Origin of the sequence: Paenibacillus sp. MMO-58 (assembly GCF_037146255.1) — a bacterium.
Taxonomy (GTDB): domain Bacteria; phylum Bacillota; class Bacilli; order Paenibacillales; family Paenibacillaceae; genus Pristimantibacillus.
The window spans coordinates 113,448-140,315 of record NZ_JBBCVY010000011.1; the positions used below are offsets into that span (position 1 = coordinate 113,448).

The following is a 26,868-nucleotide window of genomic DNA, read 5'->3' on the forward strand; positions in this document are numbered from 1 at the left end:
CAAGGAGAGTGGCTCATATGCTGACAGCAACCGTAAAAGATACCGTACTGCTTAACGAATGGCATCCCGTGTTTATTGCGAAAGACCTCAGGGAAGAGCCTGTCTCCGTTATCGTATTGGGCGAGCGGGTGGCCGTATTCCGTGCGGCAAGCGGCCAGGTCTATGCGCTGCGAGACTTGTGCATCCACCGCGGTGCCATGCTGTCGAAGGGGAGAGTGGAGGGGGAGACGCTGGTCTGCCCTTACCACGGCTGGAAGTATGACGGCAGCGGCGCATGCGTATGTATCCCGGCTCAGGCGAAGACGGACAAAATTCCGCTGCGGGCGAAAGCGACCAAGTACCAGGCCGTTGAAAAGTATGGTTTCGTATGGGTTTGCCTGGGCGAGCCGACATGCGAACTGCCGTATTTGGAAGAGTTCGAGAACGCGGAATACCGTCCGCTTCCATGCGGTCCTTACGCGGTGCATGCGGCGGGAACCCGCGTGATCGAGAATTTTACGGATTTTGCCCATCTGATGTTTGTTCACGGCGGTCTGCTTGGTCACCCAGACTATGCGGAGCTGCCGGACTTTAAGGTGTATAAGGAGCCTGGTCGCGTCTATACCGGCGACGTTCCGATCTTCCAGCCCGTAGCCCATTCCGGCTCCGAGATGGAGGAAGGCACGACGTATGTATACGTGAAGGAAGTGTTCCGTCCGCTTGCGGCCCGGCTGTCCAAACGCGATGCGGCAACAGGGCAGACGCTGTGGATTCTGTTAACGGTGCTTCCGGTCGAGGAGAAGGAATGTCTTGTCTACATGTCCGTCTCCCGGAATTACGGCTTCGACGTACCGGATGAGCAGTTCGTCAACTTCCAAGACACCGTATTCGAGCAGGATAAGTGGATTATCGAAACGCAGAAGCCGGAGCTTCTGCCGCTCGACCTTCAGCTCGAGCTGAACCATAAGGCGGACTCGCTGTCCGTCGCCTACCGCCGCTGGCTCATCGAGCTTGGCGTCACGTTTGGCACAACGTAGCCGCAATGACAAAAGAGACGACCCGCCAGCCGGAGGGCATGGCGAGTCGTCTCTTTTTGTTTTATTTATGCGCTTAACGATGCTGCGCATCGTTAAGCGGAATGGCGGCCACCCGCCTGCCCAGGGTTACAACTCCAATTCCTTGGCGGAAGCGGCTCTTTGCTTCGACGGCCAGAATACCCATTTGCCGATCCATACCGTCAGCGCCGGTACGAGGAAGGAGCGTACGATAAACGTATCGAGCAGAACGCCGATGGCGGTCACCGTGCCGAACTGCACCAGAACCTGAATCGGCAGCGTCGCGAGCACGGCGAAGGTACCCGCCAGAATGATGCCCGCGGAAGTAATAACGCCGCCGGTCTGTGCAACGCCTTCTACGATAGCGCGGTTAAGCGGCATCGTTTTGCTCTTTTTCCAAATGCTCGACACCATAAAGATGTTGTAGTCCTCGCCCAGCGCGACCAGGAAGACAAAGGCGTACAGCGGAATCAGTCCTTGAATCGCTTCGGCGCCAAACAGGTAATGGACGACAAGCCAGCCTATGCCCAAGGCGCTGAAGTAGGAGAGAAGCACGGTGCCCATCAAGTACAGCATCGCCACGAACGAACGAAGGTAGAGCAGCAGGAGCAAGGCGATCATCCCGATAATAACGGGAATGATTCGATACGCATCATTCGTTGTTTCATGACGGGTATCGTACTGCTCGGCAGTCGCGCCCGCAATCCATACTTTATCCGCGGCATCCGTAATGCCGGCGTCCGATAGCGATTGTTCCGCGGCAGAGCGGATCACCGGTATCATATCGAGCGCTTCAATCGAATACGGGTTCATCGCCAGCTCAACGTTGTAGGAGACGATGCTCGAATCCTTCGTATTCGCCGCAGGCTCGGAAACGCTGCTGATATTCGCCAGCTCCCCAAGCTTTTGATCAAGCGGAAGGTCCTTGCCGTTGGTCTTCACGAGCACCTGTACCTTCGCCAGACTTCCTTTGGAGAAGTGGTCGCCGATTAAATCGAAGCCTTCGCGGGAAGGCATATCCTTCGGGAAGGAGGACAGCGTGTCGTACGTAAATTTGATTTGAGTCGAAAAAGCTGCCGTTATGCCAAGCACGATCAATGTGGAAATCGCGATTGTCTTCGGACGTTTCACAATAGCTTCGCCCAGCCGGATGCCAAAGCTTGTTTTGGTCTTCGGCGCGGGCAGCGGCTTGTTTTTGCGCGCGGCGCGGGCAGCCTGCATTTCCGGCGTACGCGGTACAAACGGGTAGAAGGAAACGCGGCCGAGAATGGCAAGCAATGCCGGTACAAGCGTCAGGCTTGCGACCATCATAATGAGGATGGACAAGCTGAACGGCACCGCGAACCGGTGAATCGCGCCGTATTCCGCCAGCAGCAGCGCGAGCAGCGACATCACTACGGTCAAGCCACTCATCGTAATGGCGCCGCCGGAATCGCCTAATGCTTTGAGCAGGGCTTGTTTTTTATTGGACTCCTCCGTCAGCACTCTGCGGAAGCGGGCAATGAGGAAGAGGCAGTAGTCCGTTCCTGCGCCGAAGAGCAGCACGGTCATGATCGATAAACCCTGCGAATCATAAGTGATCCAGCCTTCGTCTGCCATCCAGCCGAGAATCGGACCGGTCAAGCCGTAAGCGAAGCCAACCGCAACCAGCGGGATGAGCGCTAGAATAGGCGAGCGGTAAATGAATAAAAGAATAACGAGCACAAGCAGCGTTGTTGCGATCAACAGGGACACGTCCGCGTCCTTGAAAAGCGAGGTGGCGTCCACGCCGATACCGGCGGGTCCGGTAATCCGGCCGACAAGGCCTTCCTCGTTCAGGGCGGCGTCAAACGGCTTGGATGGAAAAATGCCATTCGCATCGGCCTGCAGCTGCTCCAGGCTGATCTTCAGATCGTCGGAGGAAGCGTTCTTGTCGAATACAACGGTCTGCAGGAAGGTCGTACCGTCTTCCGACACCATTGCTTTTAACGCTGGAAGCGGCATTTCGTGAAGCGGCGGCAGCTCCGTCTGCTGCGGCAGCGGTTCATCCGCCAGCTTCTTGGATAAAGCCTGGATCTGGCCAAGATCCTCGTCGGTGAGACCGGCGTCTCTGTGCCAGGCGATAATAGCCGGAATGCCGTTATGCTCGTTTAAGGCATCGGCCTGCACGGACGGGGCGCTGCTCACAAGATTGGATGCGGCATCGTCTTTATGATCGCTCGACGACGGCAGAAAGGCATTGGCAAGACCTACAATAACAATCCACAGCACCAAAGTGATCCATCGTCCCCGTTTGCCGCTCACGGCATCCGCTATACGTTTCAATCCGTTCATCATTTCTCATCTCCCTATCAATAAACATAAACCTTATATCTTATCTTCTCTTCCTTGATCGGAGGCAAGCCCATACAGCAAAATATCGACGGTTCGCGTGGCCCGTGCTTCCGCCGGTATGGGCACGCTTGCGCCTCCGCGCGGCTTGCGTTGAACCATGCTTAGCAGCGTAAAGGCTGAAGGAATGGGATCCAGTCCGAGCTGCTCCGCTCCTTTTAAATGGCCTTTCTGCTGTCCTTCCTCGAACAAGGAGGCAATGGGGATCAAATAGCATTCCTGCCACCATTGATTGATGAGCTGCCGGTTTTCCGGTCGGAGCTCCTGGCGGATGTCCCGTTCCATCTGGCTCAGATCATCGGGCATGTTGTTCAAAATATAAACGACGAGCTTGATGAGTCGCTCTCTTACCGAGCCTTCGCTTGCGACAAGCTCGTTCATCGCGATTTTCGTCTCTTCCGTAACGGCTCGAAGCACCTCGGTATAGAGCGCTTCTTTATCCGCGAAATAATGGTACATGGCGGGCTGCGTGAGGCCGCAGGCTTCCGCGATCTGGCGAGTCGTAACCGACCGGTAGCCATGCTCCATGAACAGGTCATGCGCGGTATGGATAATCATCGTGCGGGTTGCTTCGTCAAGGGGTTGTTTTTTTCGGCGTGCCATCGTTTAAATACTCCTTCTGTTTGAAATACGGTTTCCTCCTTTTATTTTATCACATGATAAATAAACTGATTCGAAAATTATTTTATCGCTTGATAAATTAATTGGCAAGATAAAAACAAGCCAGACGAACCTTTTTTGGTTCGTCTGGCTTGTTTTGTTCAAAACCCGTTCACAAATGATTAGAAATCGAAGTTGTCCGGGTCTGGTCCAACACGGCGGTCTTCGTTGAGAGCGTCGATTGCGGCCATATCGTCGGAGGACAGCTCGAAATCAAACACGTGGGCGTTCTCGATGATGCGGGATTCCTTGATCGACTTCGGAATCGTCACGACGCCGTTTTGCAAATCCCAGCGCAGAATGACTTGGGCTACCGACTTGCCGTGTTTGGCTGCGATGTCGCCCAGTACCGGGTGATCAAGCAACTGGCCTTGCATCAGCGGGGACCATGCTTCCAATTGAATGTTGTGCTCGCGGGTGAAGGCACGAAGCTCATTCTGGGCAAGCATCGGATGGTATTCGACTTGGTCAACCATCGGCATAATCTCGGCATCTTTCATTAAATCCTGCAGATGATGCACGTGGAAGTTGCTCACGCCAATCGCCTTCACGCGGCCTTGCTTGTAGAGCGTCTCTAGAGCGCGCCATGCATCTTTGTATTTGCCTTCAACCGGCCAGTGAATCAGGTACAGATCCAGATAGTCCAGGCCAAGCTTGTTCAGGCTTGTCTCGAAAGCCGCAAGCGTCGATTCGTAACCGAGATCGGCGTTCCATACCTTCGAAGTGATAAACAGATCTTCTCTTTCAATGCCATGCTCGGCCATCGATTCGCGGACAGCTTGGCCAACGCCGGTTTCATTATCGTAGATGGCCGCCGTATCGATGCTGCGGTAGCCGTTTTTAATCGCGTCTTTCACGGATTGAATCACGACGCTGCCGTCCTCTACTTTGAATACGCCAAGGCCAAGCCAAGGCATAGCTACGCCGTTTTGCAGAATGACTTTATCGTTTAAATGTTTTGCTGTTGTCATGTTGGGAATCCTCCTAAAATGAATTATCACCCAAATGGCCTTAAATAAAGGCCATTTGTGATGATTCATGCTTCGAAAGCATGGACCTAATGTTTGGTTACACTGATAAGTTCTTGCTTAAGCCGAAGCTTTCAGTTCTTTGCCTTTTGTATCCTTGTTTTCCAGGGAGCGGCTCCATGCCGTCAGAGCAACGGCGCCAAGCACCATAATCGCGCCAATCCAAGGGGTATGAATCAAACCAAGCTTGTCGGTAATAATGCCGCCGACGTAAGCGCCAATGGCGATACCGGCATTAAAGGCCGAAATGTTCAAGGCCGAGACGACATCAATGGATTTTGGCATATACCGTTCCCCGAGCAGAACGACATACATTTGAAGACCAGGGACGTTCATGAAGGCCAACAGGCCCATCAAGGTTATCGTCACTAATGCGGCGGCAGCGTAAGGCGCCGTGAACGTCAGTATCAGCAGGATAACCGCCTGCAGAATAAACATCACAAGCAGAGCCGACAAAGGCTTTTTGTTAGCCGCTTTGCCGCCGATGATATTGCCTACCGCAATCGCGACACCGTACAGAACCAGAATGCCCGCAATCGTACTCTCTTTAAACCCGGTGATATCGTGAAGCAGCGGGGACAGGTAGGTAAAGACGACAAACGTACCGCCGTACCCAAGCATCGTGATGGCAAAAGCGAGAAGCAGCCGGCCGTTCTTCAGTACTTTGAAAGGCTCGCTCAGCTTCGTCCGGTTACCCTTGCGCAGAGTATTCGGGATTAGCAGCAGGTTAGAAATAAGCGCAATGACGCCAATCACGGCAATGGCTATAAAGGCCGTGCGCCAGCCCATATGCTGTCCAAGCAGCGTGCCAAGCGGCACTCCGGTCACGGTAGCGATCGTAAGGCCCGAGAACATCATCGCAATCGCGCTTGCCCTGCGATCTTCGGGGACAAGGTCCGCGGCGATCGTTGAGCCGATCGACATAAACACGCCATGCGAGAAGGCCGAAATCACGCGGGCGATGAGCAGCATTGCGATACTGCCCGCGCTTGCCGCGAGACTGTTGCCGAGAATAAAGATGATCATAATCGCAAGCAGCAACGTTTTGCGCGGCACCCTGGAGGTCAGGGCGGTAAGCAGCGGCGCCCCTACGGTAACGCCAACCGCATATAAAGTAACGGATAAACCCGCTGTCGTAACGGATATGTCCAGATCTTCCGAGATTAAAGGCAGGAGTCCAACACTGATGAACTCCGTCGTTCCGATGGCAAAAGAGCTGATGGCAAGCGCGAGCAGCGCCAGCGCCGAGCGGCTCTGTTTGGTAACCATATCGTTGCACTCTCCGTTTCGTAAGGTTGTATTGTTCGGCCGGTAAGTGCTATTATGGAGGCAATCAGTCGATGTGACTAGTACGCACTATTTTGTAATATAGATACTAAAAAGTAATATAGGCACTAAAAAGTACCTATGGAACAGGAGGAGCAGCAATGGAAACAACAGTGGCACCGCCGAAGAAATACAACATCTCCGTGGAAGCAACGCTTGAAGTCATCGGGGGCAAGTGGAAATGCGTGATTTTGTGCCATCTGACGCATGGCAAGAAAAGAACAAGCGACTTCAAGCGGCTTATGCCTTCCATCACGCAAAAGATGCTGACCCAGCAGTTAAGGGAGCTGGAGGACGACGGAATCGTGAACCGGATTGTATACAATCAGGTGCCTCCGAAGGTGGAATACGAGCTCACGCCATACGGTGATAGTCTGCGCCCGATCCTTGATTCCTTATGCAATTGGGGAGAGCGGCATATTATTAAGGAATACGGCAGCAAAGCAGCGGTGCTTGAAGATAACGGTCTTAATAATTTAGACGATTAATGAACGAAAAGCCCTTCCGTCTAGCTTGACGGAGGGGCTTTTGGGTTGTTATCCGTTTGACGCCTGCGAGACGGATACCGTATAATTGGATCACTAATTTAGTAATTTAGTAAATATTAATGGTATAAATCACTTTTTTCATAAACGGAGGAGCTTCCCATGAAAATCCCTACAACGTTAAAGCATAAACCGGTGATCGTCTCTGAAAATTACGAGCAGGTGGATGGACGTTACGCCGAGCATACGGATGCCAAAGGACTGTCGCTTGGGCTTGCCCAATGGAACGACAGAGGAAAGGTGGAAATCTCGGCGAAGGTATGGCGTTACACCGGCGAGAAATGGTCGCGCCAATCCGAGGAGCTGCCGCTTCACCGCGTGCTGGATCTGGCGATCCTAATCACCCGGTCGATGCAGCATTTCCGCGAGGATTCTTACCGGTACGCTGATCTGTACGATCCGGAGAAACCGGTCATTGACCGCATTGGCCTGCAGGGAGATGCGATGACCGTCGAGGTATGCACCGACAACGAGAAAATCAATCAGGATATCAAGCTGTTCAGCCAGGCGCTGAGCGACGACGATGAGCTGAACGGGGAACGTCTGCGCACGTTATCCCGCATTTTGAAGGAGCTTGGCTATTAAGATTTGTGTTCGTCCTTCTGACAGCCGGCGTTAATCTTCCTCCCCGCAATGGTAGTCATGGGGCGGTATGCCGTTTCATAGAATAAGGCATACCTTAAAAGGAAGTGAAGCCATGAGGAGTTATCAGTGGATCAAGTGGCGTAGATTCCTCCTCAGGCTAGTAGTCCTCGTCATCATCGTATCGCTTATCTGGTCAGGAGGACCAACGGCTTGGAATGCTGCGCTTGTTGTTTCCAGCTATTTGTTTCAGCTGCTGTTCGCCATCTTGTTCATGATTATTCAGTTTGCCGCCTTGTTCTGGTTCCTGTCCAGGGGGCGGACTTACTGGGTATTGCCGGGGGAGACGGGCGCCGCTTGGGATGATTACCGGGGCAACCCGGAAATCGTGGAGAACGCCAAGCGGATCGTCAGCCTGCTGAAAGGTGTGAAGGACTTCAAGAAGATGGGCGGCGAGGCCATACGGGGTCTGCTGCTGTGCGGACCGCCGGGAACAGGCAAGTCCTATCTGGCCCAAGTCATTGCCAACGAAGCGCAAGTGCCGTTTGCGTATGCCTCCGCTCCAAGCTTCCAGAACATGTTTTTTGGCGTCGGCAATCTGAGGGTGATGCGAATCTACAAAAAAGCCCGGAAGCTGGCGCGCATGTACGGAGCCTGCATTATTTTCATCGACGAAGTAGATGCCATTGGCATGTCGAGACAAAGCGGCGGCGGCGGGGGCGGCATGTTCGGCATGGGCGGCGGCACCGGGCTTCTGAACGAGCTGCTCCTGCAGATGGATCCTCCGAACCTCGACAGCTCGAGGTTTAAGAAATTCCTGCGCCAGCTTGGTCTGCTGCGGAAGAAAGCGGAACGCCCGCCCGTGCTGACCATTGCCGCAACCAACCTGCCGGATGTGCTGGACCAGGCTTTGCTCCGCCCTGGGCGGTTCGACCGCCAGCTATGGGTAGACTCGCCGGATTATGACGGACGCGTTGACGTGTTCGGGTACTATCTACAGAAGATAAAAACCGACTCGACGCTTACGCCGGAGAAGGCCGCGATGGATACAATCGGATACAGCCCGGCCCAAATCAAGCATATCGTCAACGAAGCCGTCGTTATCGCGCATCAGCGGGGTGCGCAGGAAGCGGGATACGAGGACTTCCGCGCCGCGATGGAGACGTATGAATGGGGCCTGAAGCAGCCTCTACGTTCCATGAAGGACGACGAGAAGAGGAATGTGGCGTATCACGAAGCAGGGCACGCGGTTGCGCAATTCCTGCTCAAGCCGCATGAACGGGTATGGAAGGTGACCATTATCCGGCGCGGCGGATCGCTTGGCCTTGCGGCTACGAAGCCGACGCATGAGCGGTATAACCGGAGCGACAGCGAGATACTGGCTCATATCCAGGTCTGTCTCGCTGCCCGCGCCGTCGAGGAAGAATTCCTCGGCAAGAAGCTGAACGGCGTAACCTCCGACCTGCGCCAGGCAACGGAAAGCGCAGGCGCTTATCTGGGCATGGTCGGGATGGGCGACGAGCTTTACAGCTTCCTGGCCGCCGGATCCCGAATGGATGCCCTGAAGTCTCTGCGTCCTCAGATTAACGAACTTCTGAAGGATCAGATGCAGCAGGTCAAAAAGCTTGTCCGCGATCATGCCGACTTCGTGCATAAGATTGCGGAGGAGCTGCTCCTGCACGGTGATCTTACCGGCGAGGAAATCGAGAGGATCTATCAGGATCTCTATGGCAGGCCGCGTCCGGAGCCGTCCGAGGTGAAAGTGACCGTTACGCCTGCTGCACCGGCACCGGTCAAGGCGCCGGTGCAGCCTGAGGCGGAACCGATCGAGGAAGCGGCGGAGCCGGAAGATCATAAAGAAACGGAATCCGATCCCGATCGCGGGGAACCGGAATCCTGAAGTGAGAAGGCCTGGCCGTTATGGCTGGGTCTTTTATCGTTCCGGTGGTACAATAAAAAGCATAGCAAGAGAGGAGCGGTCATCTTAAAGCATGGCACAAGAGAAAAGCATGGAGAAAAAAGGCGTCTTTTTTGACGTAGACGATACGCTGTACGATCATTTATCCCCTTTCCGTCAGGCGGTTATCGCCATTGTTGGCGACCGGGAAGGCTTTCCTTACGAAGGGGCCTATCATCGGATGCGTTACTATAGCGATATGCTGTCGCTGGAGATGGGCGGGGCAGGAGCAATGGAGAACGGTTCGAGCACGGAGCTGATGCGCCGGCGGCGGTTCGAGCTGGCCCTTGCGGAGTTTGGCATCACGCTCAGCGAAGAACAGGCTTCGGCCATGCAGGCTGCTTATATTGGCTGCCAGTTCAACATTACGATGTTCGAAGGTGCCAAGGAGCTGATCGAACAGCTGGTTAAAGCCGGTTATGTCGTTGGTCTGCTGACGAATGGCGCCGAGAATCATCAGCTCCGGAAAATCCGGGCGATGGAGCTTGATCATCTCATTCCTCCGGAACGGCAGTTCGTCTCCGGCAGGATTGGCTGGGACAAGCCGGATATACGCGTATTTAATCATGTGAACGAAGCAACCGGGACTAGTCCGGAGAACAGCGTTTATATCGGCGATTCCTGGCGCAATGACGTCATTGGAGCACTCGAGGCGGGCTGGTCGGTGATCTGGTTCAACCATCGGGAGGCAAGCCCGGAATCGGGCGAGCATACGCCGAATCATACGGCAGTAAACTATGAGCAATTGGCCAAGCTGCTGTTATAGCAAAGAAGACCCGGGTTAGAATGCTGTGGTTTATGCCGCAATTACAGAAGAAGGAAGGAACCAATGATGAATCAACGTCGACCAAAGCTTGTCGTTATCGGCAGCTTGAATATGGATATCGTGGTGGAGACGAGCGCGTACCCGCAGGTAGGAGAGACGATAACCGGCCAGCGCGTCCGCTTTATTCCTGGCGGCAAAGGGGCTAATCAGGCAGTAGCCGGAGCGCGCCTTGGCGCCGATACGGTGATGATCGGCGCGGTAGGCGACGATGCCTTTGGCGAGGAACTGCTCGGCAGCCTTCAGAAGGACGGCGTGGATATTGCCGGCGTGAAGCGGGTAGAAGGAACGGCGTCCGGTATTGCCTCCATCTATGTCGCGGAAGGAGACAACAGCATTGTTGTGGTTCCGGGGGCTAACGGACTTGTTGAACCGGCGGATATCGACCGCTGCGAGGACAAGCTGAAGGAAGCGGATCTCGTGCTGCTGCAGCTCGAGATTCCGGTAGAGACCGTGCTGTATGCCGCCCGCAAAGCAAAGGCGCTCGGCAAGCTGATCGTGCTGAACCCTGCCCCTGCGCAGCAGCTGCCGGAGGAGCTGTTTGGGCTCGTGGACTATTTTACGCCGAACCGGACGGAGCTAAGCGGCTATACGGAGATGAGCGCGGACGTAGATTTCCTGGAGCCGGCTATACGCCGGATGATGGAGCTTGGAGCCGCTCATGTGGTAACGACGCTGGGCGCCAGCGGTTCGGCTTATTTGGATGAAGAAGGCAAGCTTGTGCGGATCAACGGTTATAAAATGCCGGTTGTCGATACGACGGGAGCCGGTGACTGCTACAACGCGGCACTGGCCGTGGCGCTTGCATCCGGACGGGATTTACGCCACGCGGTGGATTACGCCTCGATGGCTTCCGCGCTGGCGGTTACCAAGTTTGGAGCGCAAACCGGCATGCCTACGGAAGAAGAAGTAGCAAGGTTTGCGAAGGAACAAGGGAAGGATTTCGCCGGTTAGGGATATGGCGGGGGAATTGCGGAATAATACCTATGATGCCATCCAGGGAGGAGTAACTTCATAGGTATGAAACGATTCGTATTGGGTGTAACGGTCACGGCGCTTTTATGCGGTTTTTCAGCGCCAGTGGCAACCAAGGATAGAGCCTATTATGAAAAACGCGGCGAGATCATTTGGGAAGTACCGGGCGAGAACAAGAGAATCGCGTTAACGTTTGATGACGGGCCTTATCCGAAGACAACGGAACCGATCCTGGACCTGTTGAAGGAATATCATGCGAAGGCGACCTTTTTCGTTGTGGGCAATCGCGTCGAGAGCTTCCCGGAAACGATTAAGCGGGAAATTGCGGAAGGGCATGAGGTTGCGAACCATACGTTTAACCACTATTTCCTGCAGAAAAAGAACTACACGACGGTGCAGAACGAGATCATGAAGACAGAGCAGGCTTTAGAGAAGGTGACCGGCAAAAAGCCCTTATTGTTCCGCCCGCCGGGCGGCTTTTATAACGATCAGATGCTTGCAATCGCCAAGAAAAACGGCTACACCACCGTCTTATGGTCCTGGCATCAGGATACGAATGACTGGCGCAGCCCCGGCGTACAAAAGATTGTGAACAAGGTGCTGAACAATGCCCGCAACGGGGACATCATTCTGCTTCACGATTACGTGCCGCGTTCGGTTCAGACGGTAGAAGCGCTCAAGATCATCCTGCCGGAGCTTCAGCGGAGAGGCTACGAGATGGTGACGGTCTCCGATCTGATCAACAACCGCGACAGTGTATTAAATCCGTATTAAAGAAGCAGAAGGGAAAGGGGAGACGGATGTCGAACCTTTCCCTTTACCTATGTACGCGGCCCCTCATTTTTGAGGGGCTCGGATAAAGGTGTGCTCATTCTTCTCTGCTCTGCTTGAACCATTCTGCTAGTAGTGGAATAGTTTGAACGGGGAGCCATACAATATTGTAAGCGCTATCAACGTATTGGGAGGCCAATTTACACGAGAAGGTGGTATTGCGATGGGAACTCGTCTTTGGTGGGAGCAGGCAGTCAGACAACGTTTTCCGCATATTCGATATGTCACCATTCGCAGCTGTGGACATCATAAGGCGACGATCTATGCATGGGACGACCAGCTTCAGTTGTCCGAAGCGGATGCAGCCAAGCTGCACCGTTATGCGATGGAATGGATGTCACCGGATATTTGCGTATCGGTGAAGCCGTACAATGAAGCAGCTGCGGATCAGGTATCATGCGCAAAGCCTGACGAGGAGCTTGCGAAGACGGCGCTGCGCGGCAGACTGGACCAGTCGGCCGTGTTTGCGGTGCTGAACAATTTGTTTGCCGGTGTTGTTGTCTCCTTCAACCGGTACGATGTCCGTACCGGAACGGTCCATCTGGCCGCGTACAGCCATTCCCCCTTCACAGAGACGGCCAAGAGCAAAATCCGCCACTACGCCGAGGAACTGATGCCGATTGGTTCGACGGTGAACGTTACTTACTACGGCTAATGCATTGTAAATCAGAGGATCAGCGGTACTTCGGCTACGACGGAATGAGCAGGCTGCGAAGAGACCCCATGGCAGAGGCCTGCCGGGGCAGCAGATGCTTAAAATAAACGTCTAGTTCGGACCGCCCGCTGGTCCTTTTTTTGTCGCCGAACCCTTCCATATCCTGTATAATCATTAGTACAAGCTGGCGATGTGGAATCCAGGCAAAAGGGGATCTGAGTGCGGGATGAGACTGAAACGATGGCGAAGTACGAAATACGCGGCCACTGTGGCCTATCTGGTACTAATTGTTCTAGGCGTGACGGGAATGATCCCGAGCCGGTTATCGACAAGCCTGGTTGTTATTTTGCTGGGCGTTGTCCTGTTTATACAAAGCTACGAAGACGCGAGGCGGGGAAGAACGGCCAGCATGCTGTTCTCGGCTATCGGCGGCATTATTTGCATATCGGCGCTGACGCTGATCCTGATCCTGACGGAGTTCAGCTAGGCGATAGGGAATGTGGGTATGATGGACAAGCCTTAACGATGTATGGCATCGTTAGGGCTTTTTGTATTTGCGGGAAGCGGATGTGCAACGATGAGAGCGAGCGTCGGCCGACGGGGCGTATCAACCTGCCGCCATGGAGGCGTTAAGGTCCCTAAGGGACCTTAACCTCCTAACTAGTTGCTACTTTCACTGGCTTAAGGGTCCTAAGGGACCTTAACTACCTCGAAGCCGCCCAGTCTGCTCACTAATCCCGCTACTTTTGATGCGTTAAGGTCCATAGGAGACCTTAACTGCCTAACTACTTGCTACTTTCACCAGCTTAAGGTCCCTTATGGGCCTTAAGCTCGGCGCTGTTAGAGCTGGCATAAAAAAACGTAATCAAATCCCTCCGTGAGCGACATCCATCCCCTTTTAATAAAAATTAGGACTTTACTTGTATACAAGAATACAAGTAAAGTAGAGATTAGAGACAAACGTGGAAGGAGGAACGCAGATGAGCTTCATTTCTTCACTGCAGCCGCAGCAGCGCAAAACGCTAGGCGATCAGATCTATGAGACGATCCGAGAGAGTATCGTTTCGTTCAAACTGCCGCCGGGTACGATGATTTACGAGAATGAGCTGGCCGAGACGATGAAAGTGAGCCGGACCCCGATAAGGGAAGCCATCCGGCTGCTTGTCAGCGAACAGCTGCTGGAGGTGCTCCCGCAGCGGGGCACGAGAATCGCCCTTATCTCGGCGCGCAAGGTGAGCGAGGCCCGTTTTATCCGCGAGCAGCTTGAGCTTGGCGCGTTCCGTCTGGCAGCTGCCAAATGGGGCGAGCGTGACCGCTCTGCTGAAAGCGCTGCATTCGAAGCACTGTTGGAGCAGCAGCGTGCCGCAGCCGAAGCGAAAGACATTGCGCTGTTCATGCAGCTCGACGAGGCTTTTCACCGCTCGGTCCTGGAGATTGCCGGCAACGAAACGCTGATGCAGATGATTTATTACATGCGTGCGCATCTTAACCGCGCCCGTTACCTGGCTATTGACCAGTTCGGCCATATGAACCGCGTCATAGAAGAACACCGCCAGCTATTCGAGGCGATACGAGGCGGGGACGAGCAGCTTGCCGCGGCGCGGCTGGAGCAGCATATCCGCAAGCTGGACCAGGAGCTTCCGCAGCTGCGAGAAGCGAATCCGGATTATTTTACCACATAGACATAAACGCGGTTGCTCATCTTCGAGAGGCCTCGATAGAGGTTTTCTCATAGATCACATTCAAATTTCCTTGGGAGAGGACAACTATCATGAGAATGACTTTTCGTTGGTACGGGGAAGGCAATGATTCGGTAAGCCTGAAGCAGATCAAGCAAATTCCGGGGGTAGAGGGCCTCGTCTGGGCGCTGCATGACGTTCCGGCGGGCGAAGAATGGCCGATGGACAAAATCATGGAATACAAGCGTCTGGCCGACGAGCATGGCTTCCATCTGGAAGTGGTAGAAAGCGTAAACGTGCACGACGATATCAAGCTGGGCCTGCCTTCGCGCGACCGTTACATCGAGAACTACAAGCGAACGATCGAAAAGCTGGCAACGGTAGGCGTAAAAGTCATCTGCTATAACTTCATGCCGATCTTCGACTGGATGCGTACAGATCTGTTCAAAGAGATGGAAGACGGCTCAACCGCGCTGTTCTTCGACAAAGCCAAAATCCAAAGCATGAGCGCGGAAGAGCTGGTAGCCAACATCGCGGGCAATTCCTCTTACTCGATGCCGGGCTGGGAGCCGGAGCGCCTGAAACGTCTTGCTCCACTGTTCGAAGCATACAAGGACGTGACGGAAGAGAATCTATTTAATAACCTGAAATATTTCCTTGAGCAGATCATCCCGGTCTGCGAAAAGCATGACATCAAGATGGCCATCCATCCGGACGACCCTCCATACTCGGTATTCGGCCTGCCGCGGATCGTGACCAGCCGCGATAACCTGGCACGATTGCTGAAGCTGGTAGACAGCCCGTACAACGGACTGACGCTGTGCAGCGGCTCGCTTGGGGCTAACCCGGACAACGATATTCCGGCGATGGTAAGGGAATTCGCGGACCGGATTCCTTTTGCCCATATCCGCAACGTACGCGTGTACGAGAATGGCGATTTCATAGAGACTTCACACAAATCGAGCGACGGCACGGTAGATATTGCGGAGGTTGTCCGCGCGTACCACGAGAGCGGGTTTACGGGATATGCGCGTCCTGACCACGGCCGCCATATTTGGGATGAGGAATGCCGTCCGGGGTACGGTCTGTATGACCGCGCGCTTGGCATCATGTATCTGTGGGGCGTTTGGGACGGACTTGAGCGAATTCGAAAGGGGAATGCATAAAAATGGTACCGAATCATGAGAATTTAGCAGGCAAGGTTGCCGTTATTACCGGAGGAAGCGGCGTGCTGTGCGCAGAGATGGCGAGAGAGCTGGGACGTCAGGGCGTAAAGGTGGCGATTCTGAACCGCACGGCGGAAAAAGGTGAGGCCGTGGCGCGTGAAATCCGCGAAGCAGGCGGCGTGGCTATCGCGGTTGCGTGCAATGTGGTGGATGCGGAGAGCGTGAAGGAAGCTAGCGCGGTTGTGCTGGAGCAGCTTGGCAGCTGCGATATTTTGATCAACGGTGCCGGCGGCAACCATCCGGACGGCATCACGACGAAAGAGACCTTCCACCCGGACGATCTGGCGAACCCTGACGTGACGAGCTTTTTTGATCTGAAAAAAGAAGGCTTTAGCTTCGTGTTCGACCTGAACCTTCTCGGCACTCTTATTCCGACGCAAGTATTCGCGCAGCAAATGATCAACAAACCGGGGGCAACGGTCATTAATATGTCTTCGATGAGCGCTCCGAGTCCGATGACGAAGGTGCCTGTGTATAGCGCGGCCAAGGCTGCGATCAACAACTTCACGCAATGGCTGGCCGTTCATATGGCGGATGTCGGCATTCGCGTAAATGCGATTGCGCCGGGCTTTTTCCTGACCGAGCAGAACCGTAAGCTTCTTACGAACGAAGACGGCTCCTTGACCGAGCGTTCGAACAAAATCATTACCCACACGCCGATGCGCCGCTTCGGCAAACCGGAGGATCTGCTGGGGACTCTCGTATGGCTGGCGGATGACAGCGTATCCGGCTTCGTAACCGGTATTACCGTTCCGGTCGACGGCGGCTTTATGGCTTACTCCGGCGTATAGGACTAGGCGAGAAGAGAACCGCTGAGTTGAGCCTTCCGTAACTCGAAACTTGCAAACCTAATATGGTAGTATAAGGATGCAGTTTAGTTCGTGAAAATCGGAAGGAGTGGCGATTGTGAAATACCGGAGACTCGGAAGTACGGATCTTAACGTATCGGTCATTGGGATCGGAACGTGGCAGTTCGGAGGAGAATGGGGCCGCGAGTATACGCAAGACGAGGCGGATGCGATTCTCGACAAAGGGCATGAGCTTGGCATCAATCTGATTGATACCGCGGAATGCTACGGCGATCATCTGTCTGAATCGCTTATTGGCGATTATATCAGCCGCCGCAATCGCGAGGACTGGATTATCGCAACGAAATTCGGCCATCACTTCCATGAGCGGTTCACGCGTACGGATTCTTTTGATCCGGCAGGTGTAATCAAGCAGCTGGATGCATCTTTAAAGGCATTAAAAGTTGACTACATTGATCTTTATCAGTTCCATTCCGGACCTGACCAAGTATTTGATAACGATGACTTGTGGACGGCGCTGGACAAGCAGGTGCAGGCGGGCAAAATCCGTTTCCTTGGCACTTCGATCGGCAGCAACGCCAACATTCATCAAACGGAAGCTTCGACAAAAGTAGGCTCCCGTGCGATCCAAGTCGTGTACAACCGTCTGGACCGCGTGCCGGAGGAGCAGGTCTTCCCGTCCTGTCAGCGGCAGGACCTCGGCGTGCTTGCGCGCGTACCGCTAGCGAGCGGATACCTCAGCGGCAAGTACAAGCCGGGAGCCGTGTTCAGCAGCACGGATGTGCGCCATCGTCATGATGCGGAAAGCACATTGGAAAAACTGAAGGAAGTCGAGCGCATTCAGCGCGAGGAAGTGCCGCAGGGCGTGGACATGGCCAGTTGGGCGCTCGCATGGTGCCTCAAGCATCCGGCCGTAACGGCTGTAATTCCGGGCTGCAAGGATCCGGAGCAAGTGGCATCCAATGCGCTTGCCGCGCAGCTTGCGAGCGAGCCTCATCCGCAGGACGTGAAGCTTTCGAAGGAATAGGGATGCATGGAAAGGGCCGACCCATTCAAGGGGCTGGCTCTTTTCTATTTATTTTGGTGGACGGGAAGGCGGTTGGATGGTGCTTAGGGGAGCTGCGGGTTGTTGTATTGGTGAAGGACAAGGTGCAGGAAGAAACGCGGGCAGTCAACGATATGGTGGCAGCAATGGCTGGCCGCTTCACGCCGGTTATCTACGATGTGAATGCGGAAGAAGGAAAGAATGGCGGAGCGGGTGGGTGATACCAATCAAACGCCAATAGGACCTAACCCGGCCTCACTCGGATGCGGGGGACGCGGGAGTGGAGGGAGCTAGGCCCTGCGATGAGATGGCGTTTAGAAGAAAAAGAACGAGCGCAGGCCGCGTTTCTTGCGTTTGCCTTCGTTCTCGGCGGCGGCTTTGGCGCTTTCTCCGAAAGCAAGCAGCTCTTGCTGCGGCGTGCGAAGGGCTTCAATGGTTGCGGCAAGCTCGGTCAGCGATCTGCGGAGCTCCTCAAGCTCTTTGCGATGATGGAGCAGCTGGACGGTTACGACTTCATCGGCCTTCTGGGACAGGGCAGCTTCTATGGCATTTAGACGTTCGAGCATCGGATCGAGTTCGTCGGTTACGGAGAATGAAGAATGGACAGGGGCAGAAGGGACGATGACTTGCGAAGCTTCGGACGGTTGGGAAGCAGATTCCGCAGGCGATTGAGCTGCCGGGCTCATCCGATCACCGGTCGCCACCTCTACGGCTGCCGCAGCATGCTGGAGGCCGGTTGTAATTTCAGCCGACGCTTCGGCTCCTTGAGCTCCGGTTTCACCGCCTGCCGCGTATACGTTACCGGCACTATCCACCACCAGCGCGCCAACTCTGCTTCTGCCAATAGGAATAGCTCCGGCGCTCATGGAAGAGCTGCCGCCAACCGTATGAAGGTTGCCTGCATTGTCCACTACGCCGCCAGCTCGGCCTACACCTGCTGTTGCACCAACCAAGCCATCTGCCGCATGAACATTCCCCTTGGCATCAACTACCAGCTTAGCGGAATCATCTGACTTGCTTGCCGGGCGTTCCGCCACAACAGACGGAGCGGATTCGGCCGTTCCCATTACCTCAGCGGCAACCGCCGCCAATGTCTCTTCTTCCGCCAGCGACAGAAGCCGGATGTCGTACAGGGCTGTACCGGAATCCAACTGGCCTTTGATTTTCCGAAGCTTCTCCATCGCAGGGGTGTCAAAAATATAATGTCCAAACATATCTTTCCGGAAGGAAGCCGGGAAGGTCGACACCCAACGCCTGACGGTTGTTTCACTGACAGCCAGCTGAAGGGCCGCCTCTTTCGTTTTGAGCAACGTCATTTCATCACCTCATTCATTTGTCACTTACGAGACTTATTCGTCCTCGAAAACGATCTCCCTGCCCGCCTGACAAAGGTAGTCGTATATCGCTAAAAGAAGTGTTCATCCGATTCGATTCGCAAAAACCGGGACGTTCGACAGTATTCAGCAAAGCTTTATGATAGACAGCTTCAATTCTGAAAAACGAACATTAAATATGACTGACAATAAATAGTTCGTGAATAGAACGTATTTTCGCAAAAAAAAGGATTGACAGTGCCTAGGTTTGTCCAGTAACCTTATGAAGGTTAATTAAACAGCTAACATCACTATCATTCGTATATCCTCATCAATATGGCGTGAGGGTCTCTACAAGGAGCCAAAAATCCTAACTACGAATAAGGGATACGTGTACCATCTTCCCTTATTCGCGGCGTAGGATTTTTTTTGTTTCCAGATTTACTAATCCGGCGCATTCAAGGGGACAATAGGTAACACGCAATCCGGACATTATGGATAACCTGGAGGGAACAAGCAATGGATCGCCTGTTTAAACTGAAGGAGCGGGGCACAACGTTAACAACGGAGCTGCTCGCGGGAATTACGACCTTTCTTACGATGGTCTATATCGTAATCGTTAACCCCGGCGTATTAAGCGAAGCGGGAATGGACTTCCACGGCGTCTTTATCGCAACCGTCCTCGCAAGTATCGTGGCAACGCTCATTATGGGACTTTTCTCGAATTACCCGATTGCGCTGGCGCCCGGCATGGGGCTTAACGCTTATTTCGCGTTTTCTGTCGTAGGGGGAGAAGGCGTATCGTGGCAGACGGCGCTTGGCGCGGTTTTTGTCGCCGGGGTTATCTTCATCCTGCTGTCTCTGACTTCCTTCCGCTACATGCTGCTTGATGCCATCCCATCAAGTCTGAAGCATGCCATTACGGCGGGTATCGGCTTATTTATTACGTTTATCGGTCTGCAAAATGCAAAAATCGTCGTTGCTTCCCCAGCGACCCTGATCACGATGGGGGATCTGTCGCAGCCGATGACGCTGCTTACGATTGTAGGTCTAATTATCTCGCTTATTCTGATGGCTTATCGGGTAAAGGGCTTCCTATTCATCGGGATGATCATCACGGCTATTATCGCGGTTATTACAGGCCAGATGCATCTGCCGGAAAAATGGGCTGCGCTGCCTACCGGCCTCAGTGCGACCGCTTTCCAGCTGGATATTGGCGGCGTGTTCCAAAATGGTCTTTATGCCGTTATTTTCACTTTCCTGCTTATTACGCTGTTTGATACAACCGGCACGATGCTTGGCGTTGCGGAGCAAGCCGGTCTGCTCAAGGACAATAAGTTCCCGCGTTCGCGCGGCGCGCTGCTTGCCGATGCCATTGGTACAACTACCGGCGCATTGCTTGGCACAAGCCCAACCTCCGCGTATGTCGAGTCGAGCTCGGGGGTAGCCGTAGGCGGCAGAACCGGTCTGACGGCCATTACGGTAAGCGTGCTGCTGGCGCTGACGCTCTTTTTCTCCCCGACGGTATCGGTTCTCGCGGGTATTCCGGCCATTACGGCTCCGGCGCTTATTATCGTGGGCTTCCTGATGATTAACGTCCTGCGCAAAATCGAATGGAGCGACATTGAAGAAGCATTTCCGGCATTCCTGATCGTTGTTCTTATGCCGCTTACGTACAGCATCGCAACGGGGATTGGCATCGGCTTTATCGTGTATCCGATTCTGAAGCTGATCCGCGGCAAGGGCAAAGAGGTACATCCGATTTTCTACGTATTTGCGGTTCTGTTCTTTATTCAGATCGGTTTCTTCAGCCACTAGCCACCCGCCTAAAATGCCCGTGGCGCAGCCTAGGGAAGAGCACAAATCCCTGCCCTTACACGTACAATAACCCATGGCAAGATCATGGGAGGGGTAGGGAATGCTTCAAATTTCGGGCAATGACGCAGGGCAGATTAACCCGTTTGCGTTAACGCCGGTCGAGCGGGACGTGCTGCAAGGCAAGCAAAACAGTCCCGTTGTCTACCAGTATGATTCAATGGACTCGCTCCGGTTCGAGCTGCGCCTTCGGGACCGTACGGTGAATGCGGCCAGAATGCTGCAGGACAGCCGGGCGGACTTCGCGGTATTCCGTCATTCCAGATGTAATCCGCGTTATTGGACGCGGACGGAGAACGGCGGCTTCCAGATGAATCCGGATGTTCAGCCTTCGGATGCGATTAACGATATTTTTCAGAATGGCGAAAATTACGGGTTCGAATGCGCGACCGCGATTGTAATCGTGCTGTACAAAGCAGTGCTGGATACAATCGGGGAGCAAGCGTTCAACAGGCTTTTTAATCCGCTTTATCTGCGGGATTGGAACCATGACGGCGACTTATGGTTCATTACGACACATAACAAGAACGAATCGTACCCGGGCGACGTGATGTACTTCCGCAATCCGGATTTCGACCATGAGACGCCGGAATGGCAAGGGGAAAACGTCGTGAAGCTGTCGGATAATCTCTTCTTCGGCCATGGCATCGGCATCGAGTCGGGGGAACAGATCGTTAGTGCATTAAATAGAATGCGCGAGCCGTTCAGCACCGAATCGGCTTATCTCGACGATCTAGTCGTTCATCCGAACTTCCAGCATTTGAAGCAGATCGCGGCTCGAGGCAGCCGCTTTGCGGTAAGATTGTAGGAAGAGTCAAGCATAGATGCAATAAGACCCTCCAAGGGTCTTATTTTTCCGCAATAGAATTAATTAGGTTTTCTCATTTCGAACGCATGTTGCGGCGGAACAGCCGGGGCGCTTCGCCGGTAATCTTCTTGAACAGCCGCGAAAAATAAAACACATCGCCGTAGCCAAGCGCCGCGGCGATCTCCTTGACCGTCTGCTCGGTATTGAGCAGGCGGTTTTTGGCTTCGGCCATTTTTAGCCGATGGACGTATTCGTGCAGAGCGAAGCCGGTATACTCGCTGACCGTACGGCGCAGCGTCGATAACGCCCAATGATGGCGCTCGGCAAAAGCCGCCGCGTCGAAAGGTTCATGCAAAGTGCCGGACAAGGCCTCGAGCAGCTGGGCAAGTCGGGCCGTCTTGCCTTGAGCGGCAGGCGAGGACTGACAGCTTTGCACCCAGTCGTAGAGAAGGGACTCAAGCGTCAGCGCAGCCCGGTCGGCATCGGCCGGGGTGCCGCTGTCCATCAGAGCAAAGATGCGGTCAATCCGGTTCTGCGAAGAAGCGTCCTCGCCCGGATGCATGACCGTGTTCGGGAGGATCGGCCAATGTTCTAGCCACTCCCGGTACCGTGTGCCCTCGATGGTAAAGTAATACTCGTCCCAATAGCCGCCCGGGTCCGGACCGTAATCGTAATGAAAGCCGGGCTGGAACAAGAACAAGCTGCCGGCCGTCACCTGCTGCGCCTCTCCATGGTCGACGCGGTAAGTTCCCGAGCCTCCCGCAACATAAACGATCGCCCAATATTGAAAAACCGCCCCCTGCCGGAAATGCGTTCGACCGGGTAAATAACCTACGTTTCGAATAACGAGAGAACGAACGGACAGCTTGGCGGGGTCCACCGTTAAATCGATCATGCGAAGGGGCTGGGAACTGATCATATAATCCATGATTTGAGCCATGCTGTTCATTCCTCTCTTTTTATACTCATGATAAATTGAACATAGAGCAGGTTGCAACTGATTATAGGAAACATGGAGGAGATGCTGGCAATGACGAAATTAAAGGTTGGAGTTATTGGAGCAGGGTCGATATCGGGCTCGCATTTGCATGGTTATTCGGTTCATCCAGAGGTGGAGCTTGCAGCAATCGCTGATTTGAACGGGGAACGCGCGCGGGAGAAGGCCGAAGCTTACGGCATCCCTCATGTTTACGATAACTATAAAGATTTGCTGGCGAATCCGGAGATTGATGCGGTAAGCATCTGTACTTGGAATAACAGCCATGCCGAGATTGCGGTGGCCGCGCTGGATGCCGGCAAGCATGTGTTATGCGAAAAGCCGCTTGCCAAGACGGTTGAGCAGGCACTTGCCGTACAGGAGGCTGTAGAGCGTTCCGGCAAACAGCTGCTGGTAGGCTTCGTCCGCAGATATGCCGACCAGGCGCAGCTTGTGAAGCAGTATGCGGAGAGCGGACAGCTCGGAGACATTTATTATGCCAAAGCATCGGCAATCCGGCGGTTAGGCAACCCGGGCGGCTGGTTTGCGGATTCCGAACGCTCGGGCGGCGGTCCACTGATTGATGTCGGCGTACATATGATTGATTTGTGCTGGTATCTGATGGGCAAGCCAAAGCCGGTTTCGGTTAGCGGCAATACGTACCGGAAGCTGGGCAACCGATCGCATATTGAAGGCTTAAGCTTCTATAAAGCGGCGGATTACGACGCTTCGCTTAACGATGTCGAGGATATGGCCAATGCGCTCATCCGCTTCGAGAACGGGGCTTCGTTGTATGTCGATATCAGCTACACGCTGCATGCCGCGCAGAACGAAATGAGCAGCAAAATTTACGGAACCAAAGGCGGAGCCGAGATTGATCCGAAGCTGGTGATCGTAACCGAGCAGTTCAATAAAATCGTGAATATCGAGCCGCAGCTGGATCATCTGGCGTTCCAGTTCCAGGAAAGCTTTGACCTGGAGGTTGCTCACTTTGTTGATTGCTGCTTCGGTAAAGCCGAGCCGATCAGCCCGGTAGAGGACGGCGTGGAGCTGATGCGGATGCTTCAGGCGATTTATGAATCGGCGGCTCTTGGGGCAGAAGTGGTCTTGAATACGGAGGCTGCGGCTTCGACTGCCGCTGCTGCGAAGGAGGGTGTCTAATCCATGGCGGATCTGGCGAATACAAAGATTAGCAATCCGATTGGCGTTATAGTCGAGAGCTTTGGGATTGGTTTGAATGCGGGATTGAAAAAGGCGGTAGAGGTTGGGGCGGAAGGCGTACAGATTTACGCGGTAAGCGGCGAGACCGACCCTGCCAATCTGTCCGCATCGGCCAGGCGCGAGTTGAAGGACCGGATTGGGTCGCTTGGCCTTACGATATCGGCTTTGTGCGGCGATCTGGGGGGACATGGCTTCCAGGATGCAGAGGCTAATCCGGCCAAAATCGAAAAGTCCAAGCGGATTCTCGAGCTGGCGCTTGATCTGGGGACCAGCATCGTCACGACGCATATCGGCATCGTGCCGGAAGATACGAATTCGCCAATCTACGCTGCGATGCAGTCTTCCTGTGAAGAACTTAGCAGCTACGCAAGCAGCATGGGGGCTTATTTTGCGATTGAGACGGGTCCCGAGCCTGCTGCGCGATTGAAGTCTTTCCTTGATTCGCTTACGACAAACGGCGTATCGGTTAACTTCGACCCGGCCAATATGGTTATGGTGACTGGCGATGATCCGGTCCAGGGCGTCTATTTGCTGAAGGATTATATCGTGCATACGCATGCGAAGGACGGAATTAAGCTGGCGCCCGAGATTGATCCGCGCGTCGTGTACGGCTATCTGGGCTTTGCGGGAATGAGCCATGACATTATCGCCGATATGGCGAGCGACGGTGCTTTATTCCGCGAGGTTCCGCTTGGGGAAGGCAGCGTTCCGTTTGACCGTTATTTGAAGGCGCTGCAGGATATTGGGTACAACGGTTATTTGACGATTGAGCGGGAAGTCGGGCAACGTCCGGAGGAGGATATCCGCAAGGCGGTGGAATTCCTTCGCGCTTTCCGGTAAGGGATTTAACGGTAGTCTGCCCTTATGCAGGAGACGGAATGCTTCCAAATGACAGATTCCGGTGTAAACCGTTGCAAAATGTTAATATTTAGCCTGTATATGCTCCCGTATTGTCCGTTAATATAGTAAGTAATAGGCGAGAAGGGGGTAGTTGCAGATGAACGTTCCTGTTGGGGTTTGGATTTTTGCTGCCATCATCGTTGTGTTGCTCACCTGGATGACCCTTTGGGTCACTAAGAAAGCATATTCGAAAAAATGGGACGACTCCGACGTATAATCGGGTCGTAAGGGAATAGTTAAGAGCTGTCCGATTGTCGGGCAGCTCTTTTTCGTTATGGCTCGTACGCGGAAAGGTGCGCGGAAACGCGTGAAGGCTTGCGGAAAGTAGCTAAATGGTTGAGCTTAGCGATACGCGGTATCGTTAGGGAGTCGGAGTCTGCAACAAACTGCTAATGTGCATGTCAATTTACCTCGGAGTTGGCTGGAAGGTAATTAAGATGCAAAAGTACATGTTAATCGAGCAGCAAGCGTCTATTTTGAGCTATATTTGGTCTAATGACCTGCACTTTTGCAGTAGGGTGCTCCAAATGAAGCTTTGCACGCCGGATGACCTGTACGTTTACATTACATTCAGTTAGAGGCTGAGTGGCATTATCCTTACCCTCAGCTTATTCTTTAAAAAAGAAAAAAGGGAGTCCCCTTCACCATAACGGTTAAAAGGGACTCCCTTAAGTTTAACCCGGGAACTCGAGAAGAGCAGGGTCGATCGCAGGTACAAGGCCTTCGTCTGCTGCGCGGTTCAGCAGGGTTGAGATCGCGGCATAACCGCTGCTGCCCAGGTTGCCCGTGAAGTCGTTCACGTACAAGTTGATATGCTGCTGGGCGACGGAAGGATCCATTTCCTGCGCATGCTGCATGACGTAGTCCTTCGAAGCTTCAGGATGCTTCCATGCATACTCGACGGATTGCTCAATCCAGCTGGAAAGGGTACCGAGGTCGAGTGAGCGGCGGGCGATAATGGCGCCAAGCGGAATCGGCAGGCCGGTATCGGATTCCCACCAGCTGCCAAGGTCAACCAGCATGGAGAGGTCATAATTCTGGTAAGTGAAGCGGGCTTCGTGGATAACAAGACCAGCGTCGATTTTGCCATCGCGTACGGCAGGCATGATCTCGTGGAACGGCATCACGATAATCTCGCCTACGCCGCCGGGAACATTTTGCGCTGCCCATAGACGGAACAGCAGATAGGCAGTCGAGCGTTCGCTCGGAACGGCCACCCGTTTACCGCTGAGGTAAGAAGCGTCCTCGAGCTTGTCTTTTGTGAGAACAAGCGGGCCGCAGCCCCGGCCAAGAGCGCCGCCGCATGGCAGAAGCGCGTAGTCTTTTAATACCCACGGCAGAGCAGCGTAGGAAATCTTGAGCACATCGAGATCACTGTCGCCGCTTGCCGCCAAATTGTTCGTAATGTCGATATCGGCATACATCACTTCAAATTCCGGCGCACCGGGAACCAAACCATGCGTCAGGGCATGGAATACAAACGTGTCGTTCGGACACGGGGAAAAAGCGATTTTCATACAATAACCTCCCGTAATACGGAGCTTGCAGCCTCGAGGGACTGCAGAGCTTCCTTAATCCGCCAAGCGCTGCGGTCACGCGGGCCAACCGGGTTCGAAATCGCGCGCAGCTCGAGCACAGGCAGACCTGCGCGGCGGGCAGCAGCCGCAACGCCAAAGCCCTCCATCGCTTCCGCTGCAGCACCGGGAATCCGTTCGGCCAGCCCGGCAGCCGTCTCGGCAGAACCGGTAACCGTAGATAAGGTAAGGACGGGGCCGAGAGCGGTCTGCAGTCCAGCAGTCTGAAGCGCCGAAGTTAGTCGCTCGACGAGCTCCGAATCAACCTCGATATGAGCAGAACCGAACCCAAGCTTGTCCACGCTATGGAAACCTTCCGGCGTCTCGGCACCAAGATCGGCGGCAATGATTGCGCTTGAGACAACCAGCGTACCCACCTCGGCACGTTCCTTAAATCCTCCCGCGATGCCTGCGGAAATGACAAGACGGTAGGCACCTGGACCTGCCAAAGCCAGGACCGTTGCCGTGCTGACGGCGGCTTCCACCGGACCAACGCCGGCATCCATTACCTCGAAGCGGTCGTCGCCGTTAAGGCCGCGCAGGACGGCATCCCGTTCAACCGCAACGGCGGTCATGACGAGTATTTTTCCATTTTCGCTCATGCTGCAAACTCCTTTAATAGCTTAGTACTAAATTAATTATAGCGCTAAATAAAG

General features: G+C 54.1%; 26 protein-coding genes and 1 riboswitch. Of the genes, 18 read left to right on the plus strand and 8 right to left on the minus strand.

The window, feature by feature from the left end; translation table 11 throughout:
- The first annotated feature begins 17 nt into the window (after nt 1-17).
- Nucleotides 18-1,016 carry an aromatic ring-hydroxylating dioxygenase subunit alpha gene (locus WFJ73_RS26480; protein ID WP_336775947.1) on the plus strand — a complete coding sequence of 333 codons (999 nt, stop codon included), beginning with the start codon at nt 18-20 and terminating at the stop codon, nt 1,014-1,016.
- A 126-nt stretch (nt 1,017-1,142) separates the two neighbouring features.
- Here WFJ73_RS26480 and WFJ73_RS26485 read toward each other — a convergent pair whose 3' ends face one another.
- From WFJ73_RS26485 to WFJ73_RS26500, 4 genes are all read right to left on the minus strand, one after another.
- Nucleotides 1,143-3,347 carry an MMPL family transporter gene (locus WFJ73_RS26485; RefSeq protein WP_336776053.1) on the minus strand — a complete coding sequence of 735 codons (2,205 nt, stop codon included), beginning with the start codon at nt 3,345-3,347 and terminating at the stop codon, nt 1,143-1,145.
- 33 nt (nt 3,348-3,380) lie between these two features.
- On the minus strand, nt 3,381-4,007 hold the full coding sequence (locus WFJ73_RS26490; RefSeq protein WP_336775948.1) for a TetR/AcrR family transcriptional regulator: 627 nt from the start codon (nt 4,005-4,007) through the stop codon (nt 3,381-3,383).
- A gap of 179 nt (nt 4,008-4,186) precedes the next feature.
- A complete protein-coding gene (locus WFJ73_RS26495; protein ID WP_336775949.1) occupies nt 4,187-5,035 on the minus strand; it encodes an aldo/keto reductase in 849 nt (282 codons plus the stop codon).
- Between the two features lie 117 nt (nt 5,036-5,152).
- Entirely contained in the window at nt 5,153-6,361 is a 1,209-nt protein-coding gene (locus tag WFJ73_RS26500; RefSeq protein ID WP_336775950.1) for an MFS transporter, read from the minus strand.
- A gap of 158 nt (nt 6,362-6,519) precedes the next feature.
- Here WFJ73_RS26500 and WFJ73_RS26505 point away from each other — a divergent pair, with 158 nt between their 5' ends.
- From WFJ73_RS26505 to WFJ73_RS26565, 13 genes are all read left to right on the plus strand, one after another.
- Nucleotides 6,520-6,906, plus strand: a complete 387-nt coding sequence (locus tag WFJ73_RS26505; RefSeq protein ID WP_336775951.1) for a winged helix-turn-helix transcriptional regulator — start codon at nt 6,520-6,522, stop codon at nt 6,904-6,906.
- Between the two features lie 159 nt (nt 6,907-7,065).
- Entirely contained in the window at nt 7,066-7,548 is a 483-nt protein-coding gene (locus WFJ73_RS26510) for a DUF6530 family protein (protein WP_336775952.1), read from the plus strand.
- 112 nt (nt 7,549-7,660) lie between these two features.
- Nucleotides 7,661-9,445 carry an AAA family ATPase gene (locus tag WFJ73_RS26515; RefSeq protein ID WP_336775953.1) on the plus strand — a complete coding sequence of 595 codons (1,785 nt, stop codon included), beginning with the start codon at nt 7,661-7,663 and terminating at the stop codon, nt 9,443-9,445.
- A gap of 91 nt (nt 9,446-9,536) precedes the next feature.
- Entirely contained in the window at nt 9,537-10,268 is a 732-nt protein-coding gene (locus WFJ73_RS26520; RefSeq protein ID WP_336775954.1) for an HAD family hydrolase, read from the plus strand.
- Between the two features lie 63 nt (nt 10,269-10,331).
- On the plus strand, nt 10,332-11,279 hold the full coding sequence (gene rbsK / locus WFJ73_RS26525) for a ribokinase (protein WP_336775955.1): 948 nt from the start codon (nt 10,332-10,334) through the stop codon (nt 11,277-11,279).
- A gap of 66 nt (nt 11,280-11,345) precedes the next feature.
- Entirely contained in the window at nt 11,346-12,074 is a 729-nt protein-coding gene (locus tag WFJ73_RS26530; protein ID WP_336775956.1) for a polysaccharide deacetylase family protein, read from the plus strand.
- Between the two features lie 220 nt (nt 12,075-12,294).
- On the plus strand, nt 12,295-12,786 hold the full coding sequence (locus WFJ73_RS26535; protein WP_248758260.1) for a hypothetical protein: 492 nt from the start codon (nt 12,295-12,297) through the stop codon (nt 12,784-12,786).
- A 226-nt stretch (nt 12,787-13,012) separates the two neighbouring features.
- Nucleotides 13,013-13,273 carry a hypothetical protein gene (locus tag WFJ73_RS26540; RefSeq protein WP_012772333.1) on the plus strand — a complete coding sequence of 87 codons (261 nt, stop codon included), beginning with the start codon at nt 13,013-13,015 and terminating at the stop codon, nt 13,271-13,273.
- A gap of 493 nt (nt 13,274-13,766) precedes the next feature.
- Nucleotides 13,767-14,468 (plus strand): GntR family transcriptional regulator, encoded by a 702-nt coding sequence (locus WFJ73_RS26545; protein ID WP_336775957.1) that lies wholly within the window; start codon nt 13,767-13,769, stop codon nt 14,466-14,468.
- Between the two features lie 89 nt (nt 14,469-14,557).
- Nucleotides 14,558-15,631 carry a mannonate dehydratase gene (gene uxuA, locus WFJ73_RS26550; protein WP_336775958.1) on the plus strand — a complete coding sequence of 358 codons (1,074 nt, stop codon included), beginning with the start codon at nt 14,558-14,560 and terminating at the stop codon, nt 15,629-15,631.
- A gap of 2 nt (nt 15,632-15,633) precedes the next feature.
- On the plus strand, nt 15,634-16,482 hold the full coding sequence (locus WFJ73_RS26555) for an SDR family oxidoreductase (RefSeq protein ID WP_336775959.1): 849 nt from the start codon (nt 15,634-15,636) through the stop codon (nt 16,480-16,482).
- A 115-nt stretch (nt 16,483-16,597) separates the two neighbouring features.
- Nucleotides 16,598-17,527: an aldo/keto reductase gene (locus WFJ73_RS26560; RefSeq protein ID WP_336775960.1), complete on the plus strand. Its 930-nt coding sequence runs from the start codon at nt 16,598-16,600 to the stop codon at nt 17,525-17,527.
- 2 nt (nt 17,528-17,529) lie between these two features.
- Nucleotides 17,530-17,766 carry a hypothetical protein gene (locus WFJ73_RS26565; RefSeq protein ID WP_336775961.1) on the plus strand — a complete coding sequence of 79 codons (237 nt, stop codon included), beginning with the start codon at nt 17,530-17,532 and terminating at the stop codon, nt 17,764-17,766.
- A 93-nt stretch (nt 17,767-17,859) separates the two neighbouring features.
- Here the strand turns inward: WFJ73_RS26565 and WFJ73_RS26570 are convergent, their stop codons facing one another.
- The gene (locus tag WFJ73_RS26570) at nt 17,860-18,861 is read right to left on the minus strand and encodes a MerR family transcriptional regulator (protein WP_336775962.1); all 1,002 of its coding nucleotides are present in this window, start codon (nt 18,859-18,861) and stop codon (nt 17,860-17,862) included.
- A gap of 295 nt (nt 18,862-19,156) precedes the next feature.
- Nucleotides 19,157-19,255, plus strand: a riboswitch (purine riboswitch).
- A 122-nt stretch (nt 19,256-19,377) separates the two neighbouring features.
- Between WFJ73_RS26570 and WFJ73_RS26575 the strand changes: the two genes are divergently transcribed.
- Both WFJ73_RS26575 and WFJ73_RS26580 read left to right on the plus strand, forming a co-directional pair.
- Nucleotides 19,378-20,676: an NCS2 family permease gene (locus WFJ73_RS26575; RefSeq protein WP_248758254.1), complete on the plus strand. Its 1,299-nt coding sequence runs from the start codon at nt 19,378-19,380 to the stop codon at nt 20,674-20,676.
- 100 nt (nt 20,677-20,776) lie between these two features.
- Nucleotides 20,777-21,541 (plus strand): protein-glutamine gamma-glutamyltransferase, encoded by a 765-nt coding sequence (locus WFJ73_RS26580; protein WP_336775963.1) that lies wholly within the window; start codon nt 20,777-20,779, stop codon nt 21,539-21,541.
- Between the two features lie 73 nt (nt 21,542-21,614).
- Here WFJ73_RS26580 and WFJ73_RS26585 read toward each other — a convergent pair whose 3' ends face one another.
- Nucleotides 21,615-22,481: an AraC family transcriptional regulator gene (locus tag WFJ73_RS26585; RefSeq protein WP_336775964.1), complete on the minus strand. Its 867-nt coding sequence runs from the start codon at nt 22,479-22,481 to the stop codon at nt 21,615-21,617.
- A gap of 90 nt (nt 22,482-22,571) precedes the next feature.
- On the opposite strand from WFJ73_RS26585, the gene WFJ73_RS26590 reads away from it, so the two are divergent.
- Both WFJ73_RS26590 and WFJ73_RS26595 read left to right on the plus strand, forming a co-directional pair.
- Nucleotides 22,572-23,678, plus strand: a complete 1,107-nt coding sequence (locus WFJ73_RS26590) for a Gfo/Idh/MocA family protein (RefSeq protein WP_336775965.1) — start codon at nt 22,572-22,574, stop codon at nt 23,676-23,678.
- A gap of 3 nt (nt 23,679-23,681) precedes the next feature.
- Entirely contained in the window at nt 23,682-24,578 is an 897-nt protein-coding gene (locus WFJ73_RS26595) for a sugar phosphate isomerase/epimerase family protein (RefSeq protein WP_336775966.1), read from the plus strand.
- Nucleotides 24,579-25,312: 734 nt separating this feature from the next.
- Here the strand turns inward: WFJ73_RS26595 and WFJ73_RS26600 are convergent.
- Together WFJ73_RS26600 and WFJ73_RS26605 are read right to left on the minus strand one after the other, a co-directional pair.
- Nucleotides 25,313-26,155, minus strand: a complete 843-nt coding sequence (locus WFJ73_RS26600) for a 1,4-dihydroxy-6-naphthoate synthase (protein ID WP_336775967.1) — start codon at nt 26,153-26,155, stop codon at nt 25,313-25,315.
- Nucleotides 26,152-26,814: a futalosine hydrolase gene (locus WFJ73_RS26605; RefSeq protein ID WP_336775968.1), complete on the minus strand. Its 663-nt coding sequence runs from the start codon at nt 26,812-26,814 to the stop codon at nt 26,152-26,154. Before WFJ73_RS26605 ends, WFJ73_RS26600 begins: the two co-directional genes overlap by 4 nt.
- Nucleotides 26,815-26,868 lie beyond the last annotated feature (54 nt).